General features: G+C 69.3%; 15 protein-coding genes. 9 read left to right on the plus strand and 6 right to left on the minus strand.

All coding sequences use genetic code 11. From position 1 onward, the window contains the following. Positions 1-437 precede the first annotated feature (437 nt). Positions 438-1,028 (minus strand): response regulator transcription factor, encoded by a 591-nt coding sequence (locus ACIBTS_RS07985; protein ID WP_399317456.1) that lies wholly within the window; start codon positions 1,026-1,028, stop codon positions 438-440. Positions 1,029-1,115: 87 nt separating this feature from the next. Then, a complete protein-coding gene (locus ACIBTS_RS07990) occupies positions 1,116-1,493 on the minus strand; it encodes a hypothetical protein (RefSeq protein WP_399317458.1) in 378 nt (125 codons plus the stop codon). A 512-nt stretch (positions 1,494-2,005) separates the two neighbouring features. On the opposite strand from ACIBTS_RS07990, the gene ACIBTS_RS07995 reads away from it, so the two are divergent. Continuing rightward, entirely contained in the window at positions 2,006-2,152 is a 147-nt protein-coding gene (locus tag ACIBTS_RS07995) for a hypothetical protein (protein WP_399317459.1), read from the plus strand. 293 nt (positions 2,153-2,445) lie between these two features. Here ACIBTS_RS07995 and ACIBTS_RS08000 read toward each other — a convergent pair whose 3' ends face one another. After that, positions 2,446-3,120, minus strand: a complete 675-nt coding sequence (locus ACIBTS_RS08000; RefSeq protein ID WP_399317461.1) for a TetR/AcrR family transcriptional regulator C-terminal domain-containing protein — start codon at positions 3,118-3,120, stop codon at positions 2,446-2,448. Between the two features lie 112 nt (positions 3,121-3,232). Between ACIBTS_RS08000 and ACIBTS_RS08005 the strand changes: the two genes are divergently transcribed. From ACIBTS_RS08005 to ACIBTS_RS08040, 8 genes are all read left to right on the plus strand, one after another. Beyond that, on the plus strand, positions 3,233-4,711 hold the full coding sequence (locus tag ACIBTS_RS08005) for an MFS transporter (RefSeq protein ID WP_399317463.1): 1,479 nt from the start codon (positions 3,233-3,235) through the stop codon (positions 4,709-4,711). Between the two features lie 696 nt (positions 4,712-5,407). Next, positions 5,408-6,364 (plus strand): chlorinating enzyme, encoded by a 957-nt coding sequence (locus ACIBTS_RS08010; protein WP_319670027.1) that lies wholly within the window; start codon positions 5,408-5,410, stop codon positions 6,362-6,364. A gap of 3 nt (positions 6,365-6,367) precedes the next feature. Then, positions 6,368-6,643, plus strand: a complete 276-nt coding sequence (locus ACIBTS_RS08015; RefSeq protein ID WP_399317465.1) for a phosphopantetheine-binding protein — start codon at positions 6,368-6,370, stop codon at positions 6,641-6,643. A gap of 10 nt (positions 6,644-6,653) precedes the next feature. Further along, positions 6,654-7,412: an alpha/beta fold hydrolase gene (locus ACIBTS_RS08020; protein ID WP_319670025.1), complete on the plus strand. Its 759-nt coding sequence runs from the start codon at positions 6,654-6,656 to the stop codon at positions 7,410-7,412. Then, positions 7,405-8,985 (plus strand): amino acid adenylation domain-containing protein, encoded by a 1,581-nt coding sequence (locus ACIBTS_RS08025; protein WP_399317467.1) that lies wholly within the window; start codon positions 7,405-7,407, stop codon positions 8,983-8,985. The genes ACIBTS_RS08020 and ACIBTS_RS08025 overlap by 8 nt, the downstream gene beginning before the upstream one ends. A gap of 56 nt (positions 8,986-9,041) precedes the next feature. After that, entirely contained in the window at positions 9,042-10,055 is a 1,014-nt protein-coding gene (locus ACIBTS_RS08030) for a ketoacyl-ACP synthase III family protein (protein WP_399317469.1), read from the plus strand. A gap of 18 nt (positions 10,056-10,073) precedes the next feature. Then, a complete protein-coding gene (locus ACIBTS_RS08035) occupies positions 10,074-11,384 on the plus strand; it encodes an aspartate aminotransferase family protein (protein WP_399317470.1) in 1,311 nt (436 codons plus the stop codon). 396 nt (positions 11,385-11,780) lie between these two features. Further along, on the plus strand, positions 11,781-14,558 hold the full coding sequence (locus tag ACIBTS_RS08040) for an amino acid adenylation domain-containing protein (RefSeq protein WP_399317472.1): 2,778 nt from the start codon (positions 11,781-11,783) through the stop codon (positions 14,556-14,558). Between the two features lie 50 nt (positions 14,559-14,608). Here the strand turns inward: ACIBTS_RS08040 and ACIBTS_RS08045 are convergent, their stop codons facing one another. The 3 genes from ACIBTS_RS08045 to ACIBTS_RS08055 form a co-directional block, all read right to left on the minus strand. Then, entirely contained in the window at positions 14,609-15,904 is a 1,296-nt protein-coding gene (locus tag ACIBTS_RS08045) for a cation:proton antiporter (protein ID WP_319670020.1), read from the minus strand. Positions 15,905-16,097: 193 nt separating this feature from the next. Continuing rightward, the gene (locus ACIBTS_RS08050) at positions 16,098-16,889 is read right to left on the minus strand and encodes an alpha/beta fold hydrolase (protein ID WP_319670019.1); all 792 of its coding nucleotides are present in this window, start codon (positions 16,887-16,889) and stop codon (positions 16,098-16,100) included. Then, entirely contained in the window at positions 16,886-23,254 is a 6,369-nt protein-coding gene (locus ACIBTS_RS08055; RefSeq protein WP_399317474.1) for a type I polyketide synthase, read from the minus strand. The genes ACIBTS_RS08050 and ACIBTS_RS08055 overlap by 4 nt, the downstream gene beginning before the upstream one ends. Positions 23,255-23,340: the final 86 nt, after the last annotated feature.

Genomic DNA, 23,340 nt, shown 5'->3' on the forward strand with positions numbered 1-23,340 from the left:
AGGCAGTGCAGGTCCGGTGCGGACCACGGCGCGCGGTGATCCATGCCCCGGTCCGCCGCGAGCACGGGTGCCACCGGAAGCTCACTCGGCGCCACGACGCCGAAGAGGAGCGGGAGGGAACGGCGGTCGGTCCGCCGACCGTCCAAGGCAGCGGGGCGCTGCGCCCCTGGGGCGATGCCCAGCCTGAGGGGCGTCGCCTCGTCCGGTAGGAGGTGAGCTGTCGAATCGCCCGGAAACCTGCCGCGCAGGCTCGTTTTGAAGATGATGCCCGCTGCGATCCGGCCGACCGCGGTCGGTTGCCCGATCCGGCGCGCGAGTGCGCCGCGCAGGCTCGACGCCCCGAGCACGAGGGCTAAATTGCCGATGACGTCGGCCGTCACCCCATCCATGGTCATAACCAACCCCCAATTGGTCGATGAAGTCGGCGAGCAGGACTTTCAAAGCCAGTGCGCATCCCTGGCGATCCGCAAGGCGTCGATGCGGTTACGCGCGCCGAGCTTCGCCACCAGGGACGAGAGGTAGTTGCGCACGGTCCCCTCGGAGAGGTGCAGCCGTGCCGCGATCTCGGCGATCGAGTCCCCGCGGGAGAAGCGCTCCAGCACCGCGAGTTGACGTGAGGTCAGCGGGCAGCCGGCGTTGGACATGGCCGCGACCGTCAGGTCGGCGTCGAAGACGCGTTCGCCCTGATACGCCCGGTGCAGGGCCTCGAAGAAGCGACTGGCCGGCATGCTTCGCTGCAGCATGCCGTCGACTCCGCCGGAGAAGGCCTGGCGGACGATCGAGCGGGTGAAGCACTCGGCCAGGACCAGGCTCCGGCACCCCGGAAGACTAGCGATCTTCTCGGCAAGGGTGATCGCACTGGTGTCGGCCCCGTCGAAGCTGATGATCGAGATATCGGGGCGATGAATCTCGGCGAATTCCAGCGCGTCCGTATCTCCGCCGACGGCCCCGACAACCTGGAGATCCTCGCGCTTCTCGATCAATGCGGCGAGCGCACTTCGGGAAAGTAATAAAGCATCCGACAGCATCACTTGTATTCCCATTGTTCCCCCATGGCGTGAAAAACGCCCCACTGATAGTTGAGAACAGTTATGACCGAATATCGGGGCAGTAGTTCAATCCGCGATTACTGCGTCCAGCGCGATGTCCGGTCCACCGACGCCGCCCGGATCGATCCGTAGGGGCCCGGCCTGACCAGTGGCCGGACGGTGACCCGCGCCGCCCACCGCCGTGATGAGCGCCTCGGCCGTCCACGTCCCCGACGGCACGCGAGCGCCCCGCCGCCGCGCCGTCGCGTTGCCGACGCGGCGGACGCAGGACGCCGTCCCGCACCCGGCGACCATGTCCGCCGCGAGACCACCGGCGAGTCGACCGATCTGCGGGTACCCACCCGGCGAAACCCCGATGACCCCGGTGACCCCGGTGACCCCGGTGACCCCGGTGAACCGGGGGGCGAAGGCGCCCGGACCGGAGCAGGCGGCGGCTTCGGCCATGTCACCGGCGCCTTGCTGGACGCGCGAGGAGAGCAGCCGGCGTCGCGCCTGCTCTCCTCGTACGGCCAGCGGAAACCCGCCAGGGACCAGTCCGTTCTCTTGGCGGAAAAAGCCGGCCGCGGGACAGGCGCCGAATCTCGCCATACGCCTTAAGCGGGCGATTGACAAGTTGTTTTCGTCCATGTGAATGCGCACAGCGCTCAGCCTTCCCCCGTTTTGAGCCGCGCATGACGATCAATGAACATAGCCAGTCCCGCTGCGACAGGTCAAGAAGCCCGGGTCAGAGGGCTGCGACACCGAACTGATCAAACAGCGCGATGTGGCCGATACACCCCGGGCCGTGCGCTGGGGACGTCCATCGGAATACCAAGTCCCAGTCAAAAGCAGTACAACACCGATGTGTGAATTGCCGTGGCCGATTCACCGCCGGCCACCACGGAGGTGAGGATTCCGCTCGGCGCGCGGAAGCAACGCGTTGATTCTCGGCCAGTCGGCGGCCCAAGCGGTCCGCCATGGGACGGCCGAAGCACACGCTCGCGGCGGGGACCGGCGACCCGTACGCCGATGCGCGGGTCGTACGCGGAGATCCCACGGGTGCGGCCGACCAAGTCCCGGCCGCCGTGGACGAGTGGGCCGACCTGATGCCGGAGGCCGGCTGACGCGCACGGGTACGTGCACGGGTGCGCGCACGCGGACAGCGGCAATCCGCCCGGTGGCCGCCGGGGCGGGGCCGGCGAAGCCCGGCCGTTTCGCGCGAGCCCGTAAGCCGCTCGAGCCCGCAGACCACCTGGGCTGCGCGAGCGCTGTGTGAGGCGGTGCAGGTCGGGGAGCCGTCGGCCCGGGTCGGCGTGACACGTCGCTGTGTTGCTGGGGGCCGATGGGTTCTCCTCGGCCGGCCCACGCACGAGCGGGGGCTTCCGCCGCCTGGGTGGGGGCGCCCGGTTCCGCTACCTCAGTTCCCCACCGCCCGCCCGGGGAGTGACACCGCCACTGCTTCCTCCTGCACTGGCCGGACCTCCTGGAGGTGGCAGAGCCCTTCGATGAAGATGTTCAGCCCGTAGTCGAACCGTTGCGCCGGGTCCGCGTCCGTCAGCGAGTCGAGTGCCGCCGCGTACTGCGGTGACACATCGACGTTGAGCCCCTGGGTGCGGACCCGCCAGTCATGGTCGGGCGGCAACCGCAGCTGGGCCTGTTCCTCGATGGTGTGGCCGAGCACGTAGTAGAAGATGGCGAAACTGACCCAGCCCGCCTGGGCGGGAGGCAGACCGGCCCGGCAGAGCACCCGGACCGCCGCGTCCGAGCCGATGACCGTGTTCGCTCCGGGTGCGAACGTGCCGGCCACCACCCGAGCGCCGTCGCGACGGCTGAGCAAGGCCGCGCGGAGCCGGCTGCCGACGATCCGGATCTGCTCCGGCCAGGAGACGTCGGGCAACGGGGCGCCGACGCCTTCGACGATCTTGTCGGCCACCGCGTCGAGCAGGGCCTCCTTGTTCTCGAAGTGCCGATACAGGGCGCCGCCTTGCACGTTGAGCGATGCGCCGAGCTTGCGCATCGTGAGCTGGTCCAGGCCCTCGGCGTCGAGAAGGCGCAGCGCTTCCTCGACCACGTCGGCTTTGCGCAGCGGCATCGGCTCTCCCTCGATTGACACCCTCTGGACAGCATTGTAGCGTGAACAGCGTTCACGTGAACGCTGTTCACATGAACTCGATTCAGTCGCGATCAGCCACTGAGGAGACTCCATGCCCAAGCCACGAGTCGCGTCCGCACCCTCTGTTCTCCGGCCGAACCTGCCACTCGGCGTCGTCGTGGCGATGTCATGCCTCGCCCTGTTCATGGTCGTGCTCGACGCCACCATCGTCACCGTGGCCCTGCCGGACATGCGCACCGGACTGAACCTGTCGGACGACCAGCAGCAGTGGGTCGTCAGCGGTTACCTGCTCACCCTGGGCGGCTTCCTGCTCCTGGCGGCCAGGGCCGGCGACCTCTTCGGGCACAAACGGGTGTTCCTGTTCGGAGTGGTCGTCTTCACCGCCGCCAGTCTGATCGGCGGCCTGGCTTCCGACGCGGCCGTTCTGATCACGGCCCGGATCGCGCAGGGGGCCGGCGCTGCCGCGATGGCCCCCACCAGCCTGAGTCTCATCACCGCCAGCCACACCGACGAACACGAGCGCGAGCGCGCCCTGGCGCTGTGGAGCATGATGGGCGGGATCGCGGGCCTGATCGGCGTGGTCCTCGGCGGAGTGCTCACCGCCGAGCTGAACTGGCGCTGGGTGCTGTTCGTCAACGTCCCCCCGGGCGTCGCCCTGTTGGTCACCGGCGTGCTGTTCCTGCTGCCTTCGGCCAACACCGGGCGGACCCGGCTCGACCTGCCCGGCGCCCTCTGCGTCACCCTCGGAGTCGGGGCGCTGACCTACGGGCTCTCGGAGGCCTCCGCCAAGGGCTGGGGTTCGCCGAGCGTCGTGCTCCCGCTGGTCGCGGCCGTGGTCTTCATCGCCCTCTTCCTGGTGGCCGAGGCCAGGAGCTCCCACCCGCTCATCCCGCTCGACCTGATCCGGCCGCGGGCCCTGCGGATCGCGAACCTGCTGATGTTCTTCCTGGGTGTGACGCTGACCGCCCTGCTCTTCTTCCTCTCGCTCTACTGCCAGCAGGTCCTCGGCTACAGCGCGCTGCGCACCGGCATGGCCATGCTGCCCATCACCGTCGTCTTCATCGTCGGCGGCATCACCTCCCGAGTGCTCACGCCCAAGGTCGGCCCCCGCCGCATGCTGGTGGTCGGCGGCCTCATCGCCACCGCGGGCATCGCCTGGCTGACCACCATCCCCTCCCACCCCGCCTACGTGACCCACATCCTCGGCCCGAACGTGGTCGGCGGGTTCGGCGTCAGCCTCATGCTGCTCGCCGTCACCATCAGCGGCACCACCGATGTGGATCCCAAGAACGCCGGCGCCGCCTCCGGGCTGCTCAACACATCCCGTCAGATCGGCGGAGCGATCGGTCTTGCCGTGCTCGTGAACGTCGCGTCCAGCGTGACCCGCAACGCGAGCCACGACAGCAGCCACCTCGACGCGCTGGTCCAGGGCTACCGCGTCGCGTTCCTCGTCAACGCGGGTCTCATGCTCGTCGCCGCGCTGGCCGCTCTGGCACTGCCGGCCATGGCACCGGGCAAGCAGACAACCGATGAAGCCCTCCAGGGCCGGCCTGCGACCACCCGACCGTGACCACGAGAACCTCACCTGCGCGGCGCGCCCGGGGCCATGTCCCAGGCATGGCCCCGGGCGTGCTCGGGCAGCCACGACGGACACTGCTCGACCCGGATCGGCATGCTGCCGGATCTGGCCGAAGATGGCCTCCCTGGCGCTTGACTTTCTGCCGCGGAGGCCATCGCTCGCCGTGACCGGCGACACTCTCCGCCCGCAGCCCGACAAGCATCGGCTACGACTGTTCTCAGCCACGCCCGAATCGGCACCGCCGGCCCCGCCACTCGGCCCCGGACCGACATTCGGCACCGGACAAACACGGGGTCCCGCTCGGCGAACCGACGCGGACTCATGGAAGTGCAGGCCAAAGCCACCTGTATGGCAGGGCCCTGCGCGCTTCCTGTGAAAGACGCATACGAATCACGCCGCTGTGCGCGCGGGCAATGGCCGAGCGGGGCACCGCCTCGGTCGCGCACGGCCTCACGTGCGACGCCCGGCAGCACCGATCTGCGCGTACCTCCGGCGCGACGACTCAATAGGGGTTGCCGACCGCTGGATAGGGGTTGCCGATAGGGGTAATCCGTCGGTAACTTTTTTTCTCGGTTCTTCGTCTTATATTCCGGCGCTGCGGCCACCGAGCCCGCCGGCGGCCGCAGTTTCCAGCCTTATGCCGCTCTGAGCGACGCCTTCGAGCGCGATTAGGATCGAGGAGAAAACATGGCCCGCACGAAAACCTTCGCGCTGACCCCCGAAGAGCTGAAGCAGTTCGCTCGCGATGGCTACATCGGCCCTTTCGACCTCTACACCGAAGAAGAGATGGAAGGGCATCTCAGGGCGACCAGGCCGAAGCTGCTCAGGACCAAAACGTCCATTTACCACGAGGGACAGACGGAATCCGGAAACACAAACCTGGCGGCCAGTTACGACCGCCATCTCGACGTCGACTTTCTCGCCGAGCACGTCACGAGGCCGGAGATCGTGGACAGGGTGTCGAGCATCCTCGGGCCCGACACGCTCTGCTGGCGCACCGAGCTCTTCCCGAAGTATCCGGGTGACGAGGGAACGGACTGGCACCAGGCGGACAACTTCTCCAGCGTCGACGGTTCGAAGCACCCGCACATCGTGTGGCCACAGGACGCGGAGTTCGGTGGCACCATAACGGCCTGGACGGCTTTCACGGAGGCGTCGGTCAAGAATGGCTGCCTTCAGTTCATCCCGGGGACTCACACGTCGATGAATTACGATGAGTCAAAGATCATGGAATACAATCCGGACATCATCAACCAGGTAGAGAAGGACGGCGTCAAGCGCGGGCTCTTCGGCTACGACTACCGGCAGTTGCAGAAGGATCCGGACTGGACCCCCGACGAGTCGAAGGCCGTCTCCCAGGTCATGCGCCAAGGCCAGTTCATTCTCTTCTGGTCGACGCTCATGCACGCGTCCCATCCGCACAGCGGCGAAACCGACCAGATGCGGCTCGGCTTCGCCTCCCGTTACCTGCCGACGCAGGTCCAGGTCTACCCGTACTCCGACGAGCTCCAGGAATTCGGTGCACGGGCGAGCCTTGAGAAATATGGCTGCGTATTGGTGTCCGGCGAGGACCGATACGGCCACAATCGCTTTGTCGAGAGCACTGTCAACGGATTCCGCTTCCCGGTGCACCAGGAGAAATGACAAATGAGCGAGACGGACAACCGAATGACGTCGGAAACACTGCTGGCATGGGTCGTCGACGAGTGCAAGCAGCTCGGCCTGCGAGTGACGGGCGGCGAGGACGACTTCTTCGAAGCCGGCGGCACATCGCTCACCGCGGTGAAGCTGATCGAGCGGGCGGAACGAGAGTTCGGCGACGACTCGCTTCCCGCTGACGAACTGTTCACCGAGAGCCGCGTCACGGACATCGTGGTCAGCATCCAGCGGAACAGCAAGCACGCTGACGCGGCGTCGGACTAGCAGGGTCGGCGTGGCGGCAACGGCCGACAAGTGGGTGATGACCCTCAAGGCGGCGACGGCAGCGCCGGTCAGCACATTGTTCTGCTTTCCCTACGCGGGCGGGAGCCCCGAGACGTTCCGTGCCTGGTGCGACGGGATCGCGGACGACGTGGAACTGGTGTGCGTGGTGCTCCCCGGCCGGGGACGCCGGCTCAAGGAACCACGCTACGACCGGTGGCAGCCCCTGGTGGACGATGTCTTCGAGGCGCTGTCGCCGTATCTGAACCGCCGCCACGCCTTCTACGGCCACAGTTTCGGTGGGCGGCTGGCCTACGAGCTTTCTCATCTGGCCACGGCCGCGTACCCGGGAAAGACGCGCCGACTGTTCGTTTCCGGCTGCCGGAGCCCGGATGTGCCGCAGCTGCGCCCTTATATGCATCGGATGACGGAGAGCGATTTCCGCGATGCGGTGGCGAAGATGGGCGGCACGCCGGCGGAGCTCTTCGAACAGGAGGCGCTGATGCGCCTCCTCCTGCCGACGGTGCGAAGCGAAATCCACCTTGCTGAAATATGGGATCACCGCCACGCCACCGGCGTGGATGTTCCCATCACCGCGATATACAGCCTGGATGATGCGATCGACAGCTGGAGAACCATGCGCGGCTGGCAGAGGTTCACCAAGCAGCATTGCGAGCTGATCGAAGTCCCCGGCGGACACTTCTTCGTGGACAGCCACCCAGAGTACGTAACAAGAATCGTCAACACACGGCTGGGGAACCTGAATGGATAAGATCGCCCTCTCCGAAGAGGCTCTGTCTGTTCATCAGAAGATCAACAGGACTGATGCTGTTCATCCGGTGGAGAGCCTGAAGGAACTCTTCGAAGGCGCCGCCGGCCGTCATCCCGACTCCGTCGCCATCGTCCATCAGGAGCGCAAGCTCACGTACCGCGAGCTCAACGGCCTGGCGAACAGCCTGAGCGTGCGGCTCCGCGAGGCCGGAGTACACCCTGGCCAGGTCGTGGGACTGTGCGTCAGGCGCTCGCCGGAGATGATCATCGCAATGCTGGCGATCATCAAGTGCGGCGCCACCTACCTCCCGTTCGACCGCACCTGGCCGGATGAACGTCTGAGCGGGATATTCGGCCAGGCCGACTGCACGACCCTGCTCACCGACGCGTCCGGCGAAATGACGGTCCGCTTCGAGAGCATGCAGGTGGTTCCCGTCGACCCGCCCACGCTGAACGCGGACGAGAAGAATCCTGACCTGCGGGTCCAGCCGGACTCCATCGCCTACATCGTCTTCACCTCGGGATCGACAGGATCCCCCAAAGGCGTGCCGATCCGGCATGAGGGCGTCGTTCGCCTGGTGTTCAACGCCTGCTTCGTCGCCCTCGACGAGAATGCCGTCATCCCGCAGTTGGCGTCGATATTCTTCGACGCCGCGGTCTTCGAGATCTGGGGAGCGCTGCTGCACGGCGGGACGTGCGTGCTCTACCCGTCAGATTTCATCCGGCTGTCGGAACTGAAACGGGTCGTGCGGCAGAACGGCGTCACGGCGATCTTCGTGACGACGGCGCTGTTCAATGTGATAGTCGATGAGGCGCCCAGCACCCTGGATACTGTGCAGACAATCCTCACGGGCGGCGAGGCGCATTCCCTGAGGCATATGGAAAACGCACGGAGTCATTACGGGAACGACAAGATAGTGAGCGTGTACGGGCCGACCGAGTGTTCAGTGTTCGCCACGTATTATCCCGTCCGGCATTCCGTCCTGGGGATGTCCGCGCTTCCGATCGGATTGCCCATTCAGAATACGTCTCTCTATGTCGTCCGTGACGGAGCGCTGTGCGCCCCCGGCGAGACCGGAGAGGTGTGCCTGGCGGGACCGGGGTTGTCGCCCGGCTATCTCGGCATGCTTGAGCTGACGAAAAAGAAGTATGTCGAATACGACATCAATGGCGACAAGGTGCGACTCTACCACACCGGAGACCGCGGATTCTTCCGGGAAGACGGAAATGTCGTCTTCCAGGGGCGGCTGGACGATCAGGTGAAGGTCAACGGTTTCCGGATCGAGCTCGGCGAGATCGCGCACTTCATGAATGAGGTGCCGTACGTCAAGCAAAGCTATGTCACCACCGGCGAGAAGGAGTCCGGCGAGAAGGTCGTGGTGGCGTTCGTGGTCCCCGCCGGCGAGGACTGCACACCCCAGGCGTGCCGCGACCACCTGGTCACGAAGGTTCCCAGCTACATGCTGCCCGGGGAGATCCATGTCTGCGACAGCCTGCCGCTGACGGGGTCGGGCAAGGTGGACCGGAGGGCGCTTCTGTCGCAACGGAATTACCAGGACGCCCCCAAGTCGTAGTGACCGGGCCCACGCACGGAAATACAGAATGAAGACGAGAGAAGGGCAAGGATCCAGTGACAGCGACCGAGCTGAGTATCAAGGCGGCGACCCTCCGGCTTCCGTCGGGCAAAGAAGGTCCTGCGGACGGTGAGCTCAGCTCAGCGGATATCGAACGCATCGGCGTAACGGAACTGTTTGTCGCTCCGGACGATACAGCGCCACCGCAGATGGCTGCGCTGGCCGCGAAAGACGTTCTGAAGTCGAGCGGAGTCGAGCCTGCCGACATAGGCTGCCTGGTTCATTCCTTCAGTTACCACCAGGGCTTCGACATGTGGTCGCCGGCGCACTACATCGCCAACCAGGCCGGGATCATCGACGCGCTCCCCGTCAATGTCCAGCAACTCTGCAACGGCGGCGCCGTGGCGCTGCAACTCGCGGCCAAATGGCTGGTCGCCACCCCTGAGGCGGGCGCGGCTCTCGTCACGGCCGCGGACCGCTTCTGCGCACCGGGATTCGATCGATGGGCAAGCGACGACGACGCGGCCTACTCGGACTCGGCGACCGCGGTCCTGCTCGGTCGGTCCGGCGAGGGCAGCGACTTTCTCCATCTGCGTTCGCTGGAGATGGAGACGGACACCGAGTGGGAATTCCAGATGCGCGGCGACGACGAGTTCACCTCCGTGCCACTGGGGCACGGAACTCCGATCGACCTCCGGCGCGCCAACAAGGCGTTCAGGGAGTCCGGTGCGGCAGCACGTATGGTCAAGCTCAGCGTTCCCAAACTGTTTGGTCTTGTCCTGCGGGCTCTGCGGACGGCGAATGTCGAACCCAAGGACATCAGCTGCATTGCGCTGCCGCGTCTCACCAGGACCATGCGCGAGGGCATGTTCAAGCCGGCCATCAGTGAAGTCATCGGAGGAAACCCCCGCTATCTCGAGTGCAGCACCGGCTGCCTCGGCGCCGGAGACTTCCTCGCGAACCTGGTGGACATCGAGGCCGGCCTCAACCCGGGCGAATTCGGGATGCTCATCCAGGGCACCGGCGGATACACATTCACGTGTTCCGTGGTCCAGGCCCCCGTGAAATAACGCGGGAAACGGGGAGACATGGCCATGACGCCGAGTACATGGGATCGTGAAACATACCCCCTCTGGCACGGGACCCTACCCACGTCAGCGATCCTCGAGCAGAGCGGAAGCAAGGACTTCTGGGTCAGGGGCGAGGGGTCCTGGCTGATCGACGCTTCGGGAAACCGCGCGCTCGACGCCCGCGCCGGGGTGGGCAACATGATGCTCGGCTACGGCAGGAACGACGTCGTAGAGGCGATGTGCCGCCAGGCGCACGAGCTGCCCTATGTCTGCATGGTGCGGTGGGAACTGGCCGCTCCCGTGGTCGTCGAACTGGCGCAGGCGCTTACCGCGATCGCCCCTGCCGGCCTCAGCCGGGTGCGGTTCTGCCATACGGGCGGCGCAGCGGTCGAGAGCGCGATACTGATGGCCCGCTCCTATCACCGAAACCAGGGCCGCCGGGACAAGCGCCTGATCGTGGGTCTCCGGGACAGTTACCACGGCAGCCCGATGGCAGCCATGGCGGCGAGCGGGCAGCGCATCATGCATTGGCTCTTCGGTCCGATGCCGGACGGCTTCTGTCACCTTCCGGAGCCGACCGACGAATCCGGTACCGAACTCGCCGCCCAGCTGGACGCGCTGGGGCCGGAGCGCATCGCGGCGATGATCCTCGAGCCGGTGAAGGGACGAAACGGACAGCCGCTCCCTGCCGCGTACCTACGAGCCGCACGTGAGTACTGCACGAAGAACGACATTCTGCTGATCTTCGACGAGGCGTTCACCGGGTTCGGGCGCATGGGCGAGATGTTCGCGGCCGACATCTCCGGAGTCTCCCCGGATGTCATGTGCCTCGCGAAAGGCATCACCGCCGGCTACGCGGCGCTCGGCGCCGTCCTGGCGACCGACCGGATTTACCAGGCATTCGACACCGTCAGCACGGTGTTCGCCCATGCGTCGACCACGGACGGCCACCCCGTGGCCTGCGCTGCGGCGCTCGCAGCGATCCGCGCCTACACGTCCGAGGATCTGGTGGCGGGCGGCCGGGCACTCGGCCGGCTCCTTCGCGATCGGCTGAACGACCTGCTCGACAAGGCGCCCACGTTCGGGGGCGTCCGGGCTGTCGGCGCCTATGTGGCGATCGATCTCGTGGACGACGACGGCAGTCCGCTCTCCATGCAGGACCGACGTCACCTGGAGACAGCATGCCGACAGCAGGGCGTGCTGGTCCACTACACGCCCGACACGGTCGTGCTGATGCCTCCGCTGACGATGACCACACAGGAAGCGGAGTTCGCGGCGCAGAGATTCGCGAGCGTGGTGGCCGGCCTCAGGCCGGCCGGCCGTCACTAGGGCGTGTTTCGAAAGTAGCGTCGTCTGCCCGAAGGGCAGGGCCGGCGGCGTCATGGGGGTCCCCCCGCTCGAGCGAAGCCGAGAGTGGGGGAGCGTGCGATCGCAAGGCGGAGGGTCGCCCCGATACTGGTTGTATCGGGGCGATCCGACAACGCGGCGAGCGTGCGTGCCAGGCGTCGCCGGGCAGTACACCTAGGGCTCATCGGTCCTGCGGGCCGGTCCCGGACTTGACTTACGTGCGAAATGCACGGACGGGGGTGCGATCTTCATATCGCTCCGGTGCCGCTCCTGCCGATACCGTGGCCGGTCGGTGGGGAGTCGAAAAAAGGTGCGGATCATGGAGAATTCGACGCGTTCACACGTCGCTGACCATCCTGAATGTCGATCCGGACGACGATGACGTCGGATTTCCGACTGCACGGTCCGAGGAGCCCCCTGACGGCTCCTCAGAATCCGGCCGCCCCGCCCAACGTGGTCGTCGTCGGCTTCGTCGAACGGGGTGGCGTCGACACGGAGATCCTCGCCGGCGCCGTCATGGATGTCGTCGTTCACCATGCCCCCGAGATCGTCCGCGCCGAACACGACGGCGCGCCGGAACAGTTCGACGCCTGGGCGCGTCATACGGCGCGCCGGTTCGGGCAGCCTCCCTTCGACCCGTCCGCCGCGGCGTCGATGCGCTTCCTGCTGCTCTCGCACGAGGGCGCTCTTCGTGCGGTGGCCGTCGCGGCGCCCCGGTTTCTTCTCGACGCGCACGCCGTGGGCCGACTGTTCCGCGCACTGTTCTCGCGCCATGACCAACTGCGCCTGGACGCACCCGCTGCCCGTGGCCACGCCGGCGCGCAGAGCCGCCCCGACGATGAGCTGGAACGCCTCACGGCGTCGTGGGCGGACCGGCTGGCCGAGGTGCCGACGGTCCTCAAGATTCCCTCCGACCGGCCGCGCCCCCACCGCTACGACACGTCCGGCGCGCGGCTTCCCGTCGAACTCTCCGCCGAGGCGACGCAGGCCGTGCTCGAGCGGTCCCGGGCCCTGGGGGTGACCTCGTCCGCCTTCCTCCTCGGCGCGTTCGGCCTGCTCCTGGGGCGGATGACCGGTGCCGACTCGCTGCTCGTGGGCATCGCCTCGCCGGCCGGCGAACTGCTCCCGGTCCGCATCGACATCGACGACGACCGCACCCCGGGCGCGTTCGTCCGCGCCGTCCATGAGTCGGTGGCGTGGAGCCTGGCCGCCGACGGCGTTCCGTTCCCGCGGATCGTGGAGCGGCTGGGCGTGGAGCGGTCCGGGCCGGGCCATCCCCTGGTGCAGACGTCCTTCAGTACGTACGGCGAGCCCGGCCCGGAGAGGATCGAGACCGGCACCGCGCGCATCCGGATCGAGGAGACGGACGGCGGTGGATCGCGATTCGACCTCAGCCTCCGGTTCGGCCGGGAGGAGCCCTCCTACGCCGGCCACGCCGAATACGCGACGAGCCTGTGGAGCCGAGGCGAGGCGCAGCGCTTCGTCCTCGACTACGTGGCCGCCGTGCAGCAGCTCACCGACGCGGCGGGCGACGACGACGGCACACTGGCGGACGTGCGGTGCATCTCCCCCGCCGGCCGCGCGGTCCTGGCCGGGCTCAACGAGACGGGCAGTGTCTTCCCCTCCTCCTCCCTGGACGAGCTGTTCCGCGCCGTGGCGGCACGCCGGCCCGCGGCGGTGGCCGTACGCGACGCGCAGTCGGCGCTGACCTACTCCGAACTCGCCGCTGCCGCGGCCGAGCAGGCGCGGCTCCTGCGGGCCGCCGGCGTCCAGGACGGCGACACCGTGCTGATCGGGGTCCAGCGGTCGGCGGCGGAGGCGGTGGCCGTCCTGGGCACACTCTGGGCGGGCGGTACCTACGTCGGCGTCGATCTCACCCAGCCTGCCGCCCACACCGCGGGGATCGTCGCCAAGGCGGCGCCGGCCGCCGCCATCGTCGGCGACGACGACGCCGGCGGGGTCGCCCGGCACGGAGTGCCCGTGGTCAGCCCCTGGCGGCCGGAGTGGACCGTCGGCGCGGAGCATGTGCCGCCCGCCACACCCGATCCCGACCGCCCGGCCTACATCGCCTTCACCTCGGGCACGACCGGCGAGCCGAAGGGAGTGGCGGTCCCGCACCGTGCGGTGATCCCGTTGTTCCAGGACACCGACCACCTCGTGTTCGGCCCGGGCGAACGCGTGCTCCGCCTGTCCTCGCTCGCCTTCGACGTCTCGGCGTTCGAACTCTGGGGCGCGCTGCTGTCCGGCGGGGTCCTGGAGGTGTGTCCGCCGGGGCTGTTGTCGCCGGGCGAGCTCGGCGCGTTCATCGAGGAGCGCGAGGTGACCGTGGCCTGGCTGGCGGCAGGTCACTTCCGGCTCGTCCAGGAGTTCGCGCCGACGTCGCTGGGCACGCTGCGCCAGCTGTTGACCGGCGGGGACGTGGTCCCCCATGAGCATGTCGCGCGTGCGCTCGCCGACCACCCGGGCCTGACCGTCACCAACGGCTACGGGCCGACGGAGAACGCGATCTTCACGACGTTCCACTCGGTCCGCAGGCCGCAGGACGTCGACGGCCCGCTGCCGATCGGCACCCCCGTTCCCGGGACCCGGGTGTACGTCCTTGACCGGCGGGCGAGGCTGCTGCCGCCCGGCGCGGTCGGCGAGCTGTGCACGGGGGGCGAAGGCCTCGCGGTGGGGTACGTCGACGACGAGGAGGAGACCGACCGCCGCTTCGGCCGCTTCTCGCCCGATGTCCCGGAGCGGATCTACCGTACGGGCGATCTCGTCCGTATCGACCAGGACGGCCGCATCCACTTCGTCGGGCGGGTCGACCACCAGGTCAAGGTGCGCGGCTACCGTGTCGAGCTCACCGCGATCAGCGACGCGCTGAACGGCTGTCCGGAGGTCGAGGAGACGGTCGTCACCGTCACCGACGGCATCTCCGACAAGCGGCTGCTCGCCGCGGTCCGGCTCGCGCCGGGGACGGCCGTCACCCCGGTCGACCTCAGAGACCGCCTCGCCGAACGGTTCCCGTCCTTCATGGTGCCCTCGCTCTGGGCGGTCGTCGACCGGATGCCCCTCACCGCGAACGGGAAGGTCGACCGGCGTGCGCTCGCCGCCTCGGCCGTACCGGCCAACGTGTTCGCCAGGGGGAAGCGGGCCCGCCGGGGACGGTGAGCGCGTCCTCCGGGCCGGTGGGAGGCTTCCCCGCAGGCCTGGGACCGTTCTCAGGCGGCGGGCCCTGTCGCGCGTTCGGGTGTGCCGGTGGCTTCGGCGACGTCCGCGGCCGCACCGGGGCCGGTGGCGGTGAGGTCGTCGCCGCTCGGACGGCCCAGGATCCAGGCCAGCAGCGGACCCGCCATCGCGGTCGTCACCACGGCCATGACGACCATCAGGGAGTACAGGCCCTGGCGGATGAAGCCCAGTTGCAGGCCCACGTTCAGGACGATGAGTTCCGTCAGCCCGCGCGTGTTCATCAGCGTGGCCAGCGCGGCGGACTGCCGGACCGGCATCCGGCTCAGCCGGGCGGCGGCGTACGCCCCGGTGAACTTCCCGCCCACGGCCACGAGCAGGATGAGCCCCAGGTCGCCGAGCCCGCTCGCGTCGAGCCCGGACAGGTCGACCTTGAGACCGGCGACCAGGAAGAACACCGGCAGCAGCAGGGTCGCGCTGAGCTGGCCGAGGCGGTCGTGCACCTCACGGCGCAGCGGCGCGGTGCCCGAGCGCGGGAGGACGGCGCCGAAGAGGAACGCGCCGAAGATGTAGTGCAGTCCCATCCATTCGGTGGCGGCGGCGGACAGCAGCAGGCCGGCGAGGACGCACGCGAAGACGGTGGGCGTCAGCCGGAGCGAGCCCCGCCGGCGGGCCAGCTGACGCAGTGCGGGGCGCAGGACGAACGCCATGCCGAGCAGATAGGGGACGGCGAGCAGGATCCGCCACTGGTCGGAGCCGGCCGATCCGCTGATGGCGACGACGGCGGCGAGCAGGGACCAGGCGAGGACGTCGTCGATCGAGGCGCAGGCCAGCGCCACCACGCCGAGCGGCGTACGGGTCATGCCCCGGTCGGTGAGGATGCGGGCCAGGACCGGGAACGCGGTGATCGACATGGCGATGCCCATGAAGAGCATGAACGCCGTCCTGTCGCCCGTGCCGTGATCGTGCATCAGGTAGCCGCCGAGGGCCGTGCCGAGGCCGAAGGGCAGCAGGACGGAGCTGATCGACACCGCGGGGGCGATGGCGCCGCTGCCCCGTATGAGGGTCGTGTCCCACTCGAGGCCGACGATGAACATGAAGATGGCGACGCCGACCGCGGCCAAGGCACTGAGCAGGGGGCGCGTCGTGTCGGGGAAGAGGGCGTCGGATATCGCCCCGTGGAACAGGGTCGGTCCCAGCGCGATGCCGGCGAACACCTCACCGATCACCGGGGGTTGTCCCAGGCGCCGGGCCAGCGCGCCGAGCGACCGGGCGAGCAGCACCATGACGGCCAGGCCGACGAGGAGTGAGGTGGTCTGTTGCGTGGTCATGCGGTCCGTCTCCGTTCTTCGTGGTCCCGCCCGCCGCCTCGTCCGCGGGGCATGGACGGGCTGGGTTGTCTTCCGGATCAGGCCGACCGCGGTCATGTCTGCCCGCGCGGCGTCGGGCCGGATGCTGCTCACCCGGCCCGACAGCCTCAAGTCCGAACACCACGGCCTTGTCGGACAGCGTCTCCCTCCGCGGTCACTGGGAGTGGGACAGGGCCGTCTGCTGGCCGGTCCTCGTGACGGGGCTCGCGGTGCTGGTCAGGTCGGTGAGCAGGTCGTCCAGGACCTCCTGGAAGTGGTGCCGGATGTAGAAGTGGTCGCCCGGGTAGCGGTGCGGCGTGAAGGCTTCCGGGCCCGCTGCCCACTGCTGCCATCCCGCCATGTCCTCGGGGTCGGCGATGGCGTCGTCGTCACCGGCGAAGGCGGCGACGGCGCAGCGCAGCGGGACGGGCGGCTGGATTCCGAGCCCGGTGTACAGACGGGCGTCGGCGCGGATCAGGGAGATGAAGGAGTCGACGGTGGCCTGGTCGTGTTCGATCTGTCCGGGGAGAGCCTCGCCGCCGAGCATGAGATAGGCGGTGACGGGATCGGTGAGCAGCTTCTCCGCGGTGCTGGTCCAGTACGGGTGGTCCGGCGCCGAGATCCCGGAGGGGCACAGCAGTGCGGGGCCGCGGTTGGCGCGTTCGAGGGCCCGGCAGACTTCGAAGGCGTAGCGGCCGCCGCCCGAGTGCCCGAACAGTGCCGTCGGGCGGCGCTCGCAGATCCCCGCGATCGCGTTCGCGGTCTGCCTGACCAGGCGGGGCAGGTCGGTGATGGGCAGTTCGGCGGTGCGGGCCTCGCGTCCCGGTGGCTGGACGGCGAGGATCTCGACGCCGCGGGCGTCGGCCCAGGGCGCGTAGAAGTTGGGGCCGCCGCCGGGGTGTGGCAGTCCGATCACGCAGACCGGCGCGTCCGGGTCGGGTGCGATGGGGACGATCCAGTCGTTCACGAGTGCTGCTCCTTGGCGTGACTGACCCCTGCGGCAGCCATGGCGCGGTTGGCCAGGTCGCGTATGCCTTGGCTGGCAAGGATTTCCAGGGTGGGGATGTCGAGGTCGAGTTGGCGTCGCAGGGTGACGGCGAGCTCGGTCGCCAGAATCGAGTCGAGTCCGAGGCGGTTCAGCGGTACCGAGGGTGAGAGGCGTTCCGGTTCGGTCCGCAGGATGGCCGCGATGACATCGGTGAGCGCCTGGGTGGCCAGTTCCTCCGCGTCGGCTGCGTCGCCTGCCTGCAGTTGCTCGCGCAGGCTCGTGCCGGCCCGGTCCTGCTGCCCGGACGCCGAGGTGATGAGGTGGGAGAACCGGGTGGCGGCGCTGGCCGGGAACATGAGGCCGGCCCGCTCCCAGTCGACGCGTGCTATCACCGCGCTGTGGGGTGCGTCGCCGGTGAGGAGCCGGCCCAGGCGGTCGAGGGCTTCGGCGGTGGAGATCGGCTCCAGTCCGAGCCTGGTCATGGATTCGGCGAGGTTGTCGCGGACGACGACACCGGTGCCGGCGATGGCTCCCCAGCCGACGGCGAGTGCTGCCTGGCCGCGGTCGCGGCGCCGGCGGGCCAGGGTTTCCAGGCACAGGTTGGCGGCGGCGTAGGAGGCTTGGAGCCGGTTGCCGAGCAGCGCGGAGATGGAGGAGTAGAGGACGAAGTGGTCGAGGTCGCAGTCGCTGGTCAGCTCGTCGAGGAGGTGGGCGCCGGCGACCTTCGGGGCGAGGACGCCTTCGTACCGGTCGCGGGTCTGCTCTTCGACGGGTCCGTCGTCATAGCCGGCCGCGCAGTGGAACACTCCGCGCAGTCCGCCCGGCGCGCAGGTCCGGGCGTGGTCGATGACCTGGGTCATGGCAGCCCGGTCGGTGACGTCGGCGGCCATGAAGGTGATGCCGGCGCGGTCCGGCTGCTGAGCGGGTTCGCGGCGGCCGGTGACGATGACCCGGCCGGCGCCGTGGTCGGCGAGCCAGCGTGCGGTGGCGGCGCCGAAACCGGCGGTTCCGCCGGTGACGAGGTACACGCCTTCGGGGTCGAATGTCACGCGCTGGGCGGCGATGCCGGTGGTGTCGATGACGAGCTTGCCGATGTGCTCGGACCGCTTGAGCCGGTTGAACGCGTCATCGAGGCCGGCTGCCGGGTAGACGATGTGCGGCAGTGGTTCGATACGGCCCTCTCCGGCCAGCCGGGCGATGTCGCTCAGGACCTCCCGGGCCCGCTCGGGGCGCCGGTCGATGAGCTGGGCCAGGTCGACGGCGAAGTAGGACAGGGTGTTCAGGAAGGGGCGCAGCCGCAGTCCCGCATCGCCGTACAGGTCCCGCTTGCCGAGCTCGACGAAGCGTCCGTCGGGGGCGAGCAGTTCCAGGCAGGCCGCGGCGGCCGTTCCGGTCAGGGAGTTGAGGACGATGTCCACGCCCCGTCCGCCGGTGAGTTCCCGGACCTGGTCGGGGAAGTCGCCGGAGCGTGAGTCGAGCGCGTGCTCGGCGCCTCGGTCCAGCAGGAGCTGCCGTTTCTCGGGAGTGCTGGCGAGGCCGATGACGCGCACGCCGGCCAGGCGTGCCAGGTTCAGGGCGGCCAGGCCGACACCGCCGGCGCCGCCGGGCAGGAGCAGGGTCTCGCCGGCCGACATGCCGGCGAGGACGTTGAGGCTGTAGTGGGCGGTCGCGTAGACCAGCGGCATCGTCGCGGCGTGCTGGAAGTCCATGCCTTCCGGGATGGGCGCGGTGACGGCTGCTTCGGCCTTGACATGGCTGGCCAGAGATCCGGACGCGACGGCCATGACGGCCTGGCCGGCGCGCAGGCCGGTGACACCGGGGCCGGTCCTGACGATCACGCCGGCACATTCCTGGCCGATCAGCGGACCGGCGTTGACGCCTGCGCGCCAGTCGGCCTGGCTGGGTTCGATGGGCATCAGGCCGGTGGCCAGCATGACGTCCTTGTAGTTCAGTGCGGCGGCCTTGACCTCGATGACGACCTGGCCCGGGCCCGGTTCGGGCATCGGGATCGCGGCGGGCCCGAACTGTGGTGTCAGCGCGATGGTGCTGACCTGCAGGGCTGTCGCCTGGTCCGCGGGCCTGCGGCGCGGCGGGGTGGCTTCGCCTGTGGACGGTGGCAGCGGGGCGAGGCGCGGCACGCGTACCTGGTCGGCGAAGACGGCGAACTCGTCCTCCTGGCCGGTGTCGGCCGTGAGGACCTCGGCGACGCGTTCGGTCAGCGCGGTACTGAGGGAGGGTTCGACGGCGATCCGGCGGATGGCGATGCCGGGTATCTCGTTGGTGATGGTCCGTGCCGTGCCCCATGCCGACGCTGCCGCCATGCTGCCGGCTCCGTCCGTGCCGGGGTGTGCCATGGCGCCGCAGGGCCCGGTGATCAGCCACAGCGTCAGCCGTGCGTCGGGGGTGTCGGCGATGCGCTGCTGCCAGGCGACCGCCACGTCGCGCAGGATCTGTCCGGCGTGTGCCGCGGCCGCGACCGGGTCGTCGTTGTCGTTGTCGTTGTCGTCGGAGAGCACCAGGGCCACCGCGGTCGCGGCGTCGGGCCGGACCGCGTCGGTCCAGGCTGCGGTGTCACCTGGGGCGACGGGGGTGGGGGCCGTGGCGTCGAGCGTGTCGGCGAGTTGCCGCGCGAACGGCAGACCGCCGTGATCCGCCATGACCGTCCAGGCCGTCGGGGCGCCGGCGGTGTCCGTGGGGAGCGGCGTGCCGGGCTCGTCCGTGAAGGCGGCTGCTTCCGACGTGGCCGCCCATACTCCCAGCGGGGGCTGTGGACGGCCCTCGATCAAGCGGAGCCGCATGTTCTTGATGGTGATGGCGACGGTGCCGTCCGGTGCGGCCAGCGTCACGTCCCATACGGCTTCCCGGCCGGTTTCGGAGTGGGCGACGACATGCACGATGCCTTGCGTGGGCGGCCGTGACCAGGCGGTGAGCGCGCCGAACTCGACGGGCATGAACAGCATCGAGCCGTCGCGCAGGGCTGAGTTCAGCGGGCCGCCCGCGTGGAGCGCGACATCGAGGAGTACGGGGTGGGCGACGTAACGGCTGGTGGGTCCGGTCATCTCGGCGGCGGGTGCGGCGGGCATGGTGTACTCGGCGAGAAGCTCGCCGGTTCCGCCCACGTCGTCGCAGCGGAACCACGCGCCGGTCACGGCACGGAAGTCGGAGCCGTAGACGGTGCCCGCGCGGTCGCTGATCGCGTAGAACTCGTCGTGGTTCAGGGTCATCGCCCCGTCGAGGCGGGCGCGGATGGCCGCGGCGTCGAGCGCCTCGGGGCTGGGGGCGGTGACGGCGCGCAGTCGGCCGCGGGCGTGCTGCTGCCATGGCTGGGCCGGGCCGCCGAGCCGGTCCCGCCGCGAGGAGATCGTAATGACGTCTCCCGACACGGCAGTGCTGAGGTGTACCTGCGCGGGGTCGCCGGGTGCGGGCATGGTGAGGCCGGACGTGACGGCCAGGTCGGTGACCTGGATCGCGTGGTCGCGGATCGCCGCGGGTCCCGCGACCAGAGCCATTTCGGCGAATGCCGCGCCGGGCATGACGGTCGAGCCCGCTACTCGGTGTCCGCTCAACCAGGGCACCCGCGTTGTTTCGACCGTTCCCTCCCACTGCGGGTCCGGGACGGCCACCCGCTCGCCGAGCAGCGGGTGTACGAGCTTGCCGTCGCCGGGGCCGTGCCCCCACCAGGACGGTTCGCCGACCCACAGCCGTTCCCGCTGCCACGGGTAGGCGGGCAGGTCCGCGACGCGGCCTGGTGCGGCGAACCACGTCTGCATGTCGACGGCGCCGCCGGCCGCGAGTACCGCCGCGGCGTGCGCGTCGAGGTCCGGCTTCTGGTCGCGGCGCAGGGTCTCGGTCGCTGTGAAGGAAGGGCTGTCCGGCGACTGGGAGATGCGGCGCAGGTAGGTGGCGAGTACGGGGTGCGGGCCGATCTCGACGAGTACGCCCGCGCCGGCGGCGGTCATCGCCTGGACGGCCTCGGCCATCCTGACCGGCTCCCGGATGTTGCGCCACCAGTAGTCCGCGTTCATCGTCCGGCCGTCCGGCACGGCCGCGCCGGTCACCGTGGAGAACATGGGCAGCGTCGGGTCGTCGGTCGCGAGGTCGTCGAGTTCCTCGAGGATCTGGTCCCGGATCGGGTCCATCCTGGCGCTGTGAAAGGCGTAGTCGAGGGGCAGCAGCCGGAAGAACACGCCGCGGTCGGCGAGTATCTTGCCGATTTCCTCCAGTGCTTCGCGGTCGCCGGAGAGGGTGACGTCGCTGGGCGAGTTGATGGCGCTGACCTCCACCTCGGCCCCGCTGGACGCGATCAGCGCGTCCGCTTCCGCCAGGCCGACTGCGGCGGCGGCCATCATCCCGGTGCCGGCGGTGCGGCCCTGTGCGGCGCTGCGGATCGCCACCACCCGGCAGGCCGCCTCCATGCCGAGGATGCCTGCGGCGTAGGCGGCGGCGATCTCCCCGACGCTGTGCCCGGTGACCATCGACGGGGTGACTCCCCGCTCACGCAGCGAGGCCAGCAGCCCCACCTGGACGGCGAACAGAAGCGGTTGGGCGATCTCCGTGCGCGCCAGGTCGTACTGCCCGTCGGCGAGCGCGGCGGCCACCGACCAGCCGAGCAGCGGGGACAGATACGTGTCCGCCTCCTGCACGGCGGCGGTGAAGGCGGCGTCGGCCCCGGCGCCTGCGCCCATCAACGCCGAGCCCATGCCGGCCCATTGGGAGCCGTTGCCCGCGAACACGAACCCGACGGGTGTCCCTGCCGCCGCGGCTGCCTCGCAGCGGGCGGCGGCTGCGGGGAGCGTCCCGGCGGAGATGCTGTACAGGTCCTGAGCGGCGCCGGCCGCGTCATCGGCGATCACCACCGCGGTGTGCTCGTAGCGCTGTCGCCGGCGCACTGAGGTGAACGCGGCGTCGTAGAAGCTGCCCGGGGTGTCCTCCAGGTACTCGGCCATCGCCCATGCGGCCTCGTTGAGCGCTTCCGGGGTTCGCGCGGAGACCAGCACCGGCAGCCGCCGGTCGGCCGTCGGGGGCCGGGGGTCGGCGTGCTCTGCCGCCGGCTCGGCGAGGATGACGTGGGCGTTCGCGCCGCCGATGCCGAACGAGTTGATCCCTGCCACGGCACGGCCCGGCCCCCGCTCGATCGGGATCTCCCGGTCCGTGGGGAGGAGTCCCAGCGCGTCGAAGTCAATGGCGGAATTGCGGGGCAGGCCGTGCAGGGACGGGGGGATCCGGCCGCTGCGCAGGACGACCAGGCTCTTGAGCAGTCCGGCCATTCCGGAGGCGCACTCGAGGTGCCCGATGTTGGTCTTCACCGACCCGATCGGGAGCGGGCGGTCGGCGGCCCTGTGCGCGCCGAGCGCGGCGCCGAGCGCGGTGCATTCCACCGGGTCTCCGACCGGTGTGCCGGTGCCATGGCATTCCAGGTAGACGAGCTCTTCGGCGCTGATGCCGGCTTCCGCGTACACCTGCTCCAGGAGCGCCTGTTGGGTGACCGGGGACGGCTGGCTCATCACGTTCACCGACCGGCCGTCCGTGTTGGTGCCCGAGCCCGCGACGACCGCCAGGACCCGGTCCCCGTCCGCGAGCGCGTCATCGAGCCGCTTGAGCAGGACGACGCCGCCGCCCTCGCCTCGTACGAACCCGTCGGCGAGTTCCGAGAAGGCGTGGCAGCGTCCGGTCGGCGACAGTACGGATGCCTCCGCGAATCCGATGTAGTCGACGGGGTTCAGCAGCAGGCCGACACCGGCGGCTATCGCGGTCCGTACCTTCCCGCTCGTCACCGCCTGGGCGGCCTGGTGCAGGGCGACCAGCGCCGACGAGCACGCCGTGTCGATCGAGTACGACGGGCCCCGCCAGTCCAGCAGGAACGACAGCCGGTTGGACGCGTTGCAGGTGAGGGTGCCCTGCAGCGAATGGGCGTCGATCGCCTCGGGTCGCGCGGACACCAGCTCCCAGTACCCGCGCGTGGAGGTCCCCACGTATACGGCGCCGTCCTGCCCCTCCACCGCCGCCGGGTCGATGCCGGCGTGGTGGAACGCCTCTATCGTCATTTCCAGCAACAGCCGCTGCTGCGGGTCCATCTGGGCCGCCTCACGCGGCGAGATCCCGAAGAAGCCCGGGTCGAAACCGGTGATGTCCTGCAGGAACCCGCCGGCGTTGGTGTAACTCATCCCCGGGCGGTGCTCCCCCGGGGCACACCACAGCGCCGGATCGAACCGGTCCGGCGGCACTTCGGTCACCAGGTCGAGGCCGGCGAACAGGGCCGCCTCCAGCTGATCCAGGTTGTTGATGCCGCCCGGCAGCCGACAGCCCACTCCCACGATTGCCGCGCAGTTCCCAAGATCGCCCACGAGTCTCTCCTCCCAGAATCCTGAAACAAAACGCATGGTGGTCAATTGCAGTGAACAGTGAGAATTTCACGTGCGGTGGCGAACTG

The organism is Streptomyces sp. NPDC050121 (assembly GCF_044460385.1).
GTDB lineage: Bacteria > Actinomycetota > Actinomycetes > Streptomycetales > Streptomycetaceae > Streptomyces > Streptomyces soliscabiei.

What these genes read in the sequence shown, in the direction of transcription:
- ACIBTS_RS07985 (WP_399317456.1), bottom strand. Translation starts at nt 1,028, where the DNA reads ATGCTGTCGGATGCTTTATTACTTTCCCGAAGTGCGCTCGCCGCATTG.
- ACIBTS_RS08000 (WP_399317461.1), bottom strand. Translation starts at nt 3,120, where the DNA reads ATGCCGCTGCGCAAAGCCGACGTGGTCGAGGAAGCGCTGCGCCTTCTC.
- ACIBTS_RS07990 (WP_399317458.1), bottom strand. Translation starts at nt 1,493, where the DNA reads ATGGCCGAAGCCGCCGCCTGCTCCGGTCCGGGCGCCTTCGCCCCCCGG.
- ACIBTS_RS08010 (WP_319670027.1), top strand. Translation starts at nt 5,408, where the DNA reads ATGGCCCGCACGAAAACCTTCGCGCTGACCCCCGAAGAGCTGAAGCAG.
- ACIBTS_RS08005 (WP_399317463.1), top strand. Translation starts at nt 3,233, where the DNA reads ATGCCCAAGCCACGAGTCGCGTCCGCACCCTCTGTTCTCCGGCCGAAC.
- ACIBTS_RS07995 (WP_399317459.1), top strand. Translation starts at nt 2,006, where the DNA reads ATGGGACGGCCGAAGCACACGCTCGCGGCGGGGACCGGCGACCCGTAC.
- ACIBTS_RS08045 (WP_319670020.1), bottom strand. Translation starts at nt 15,904, where the DNA reads ATGACCACGCAACAGACCACCTCACTCCTCGTCGGCCTGGCCGTCATG.
- ACIBTS_RS08040 (WP_399317472.1), top strand. Translation starts at nt 11,781, where the DNA reads ATGACGTCGGATTTCCGACTGCACGGTCCGAGGAGCCCCCTGACGGCT.
- ACIBTS_RS08035 (WP_399317470.1), top strand. Translation starts at nt 10,074, where the DNA reads ATGGCCATGACGCCGAGTACATGGGATCGTGAAACATACCCCCTCTGG.
- ACIBTS_RS08015 (WP_399317465.1), top strand. Translation starts at nt 6,368, where the DNA reads ATGAGCGAGACGGACAACCGAATGACGTCGGAAACACTGCTGGCATGG.
- ACIBTS_RS08025 (WP_399317467.1), top strand. Translation starts at nt 7,405, where the DNA reads ATGGATAAGATCGCCCTCTCCGAAGAGGCTCTGTCTGTTCATCAGAAG.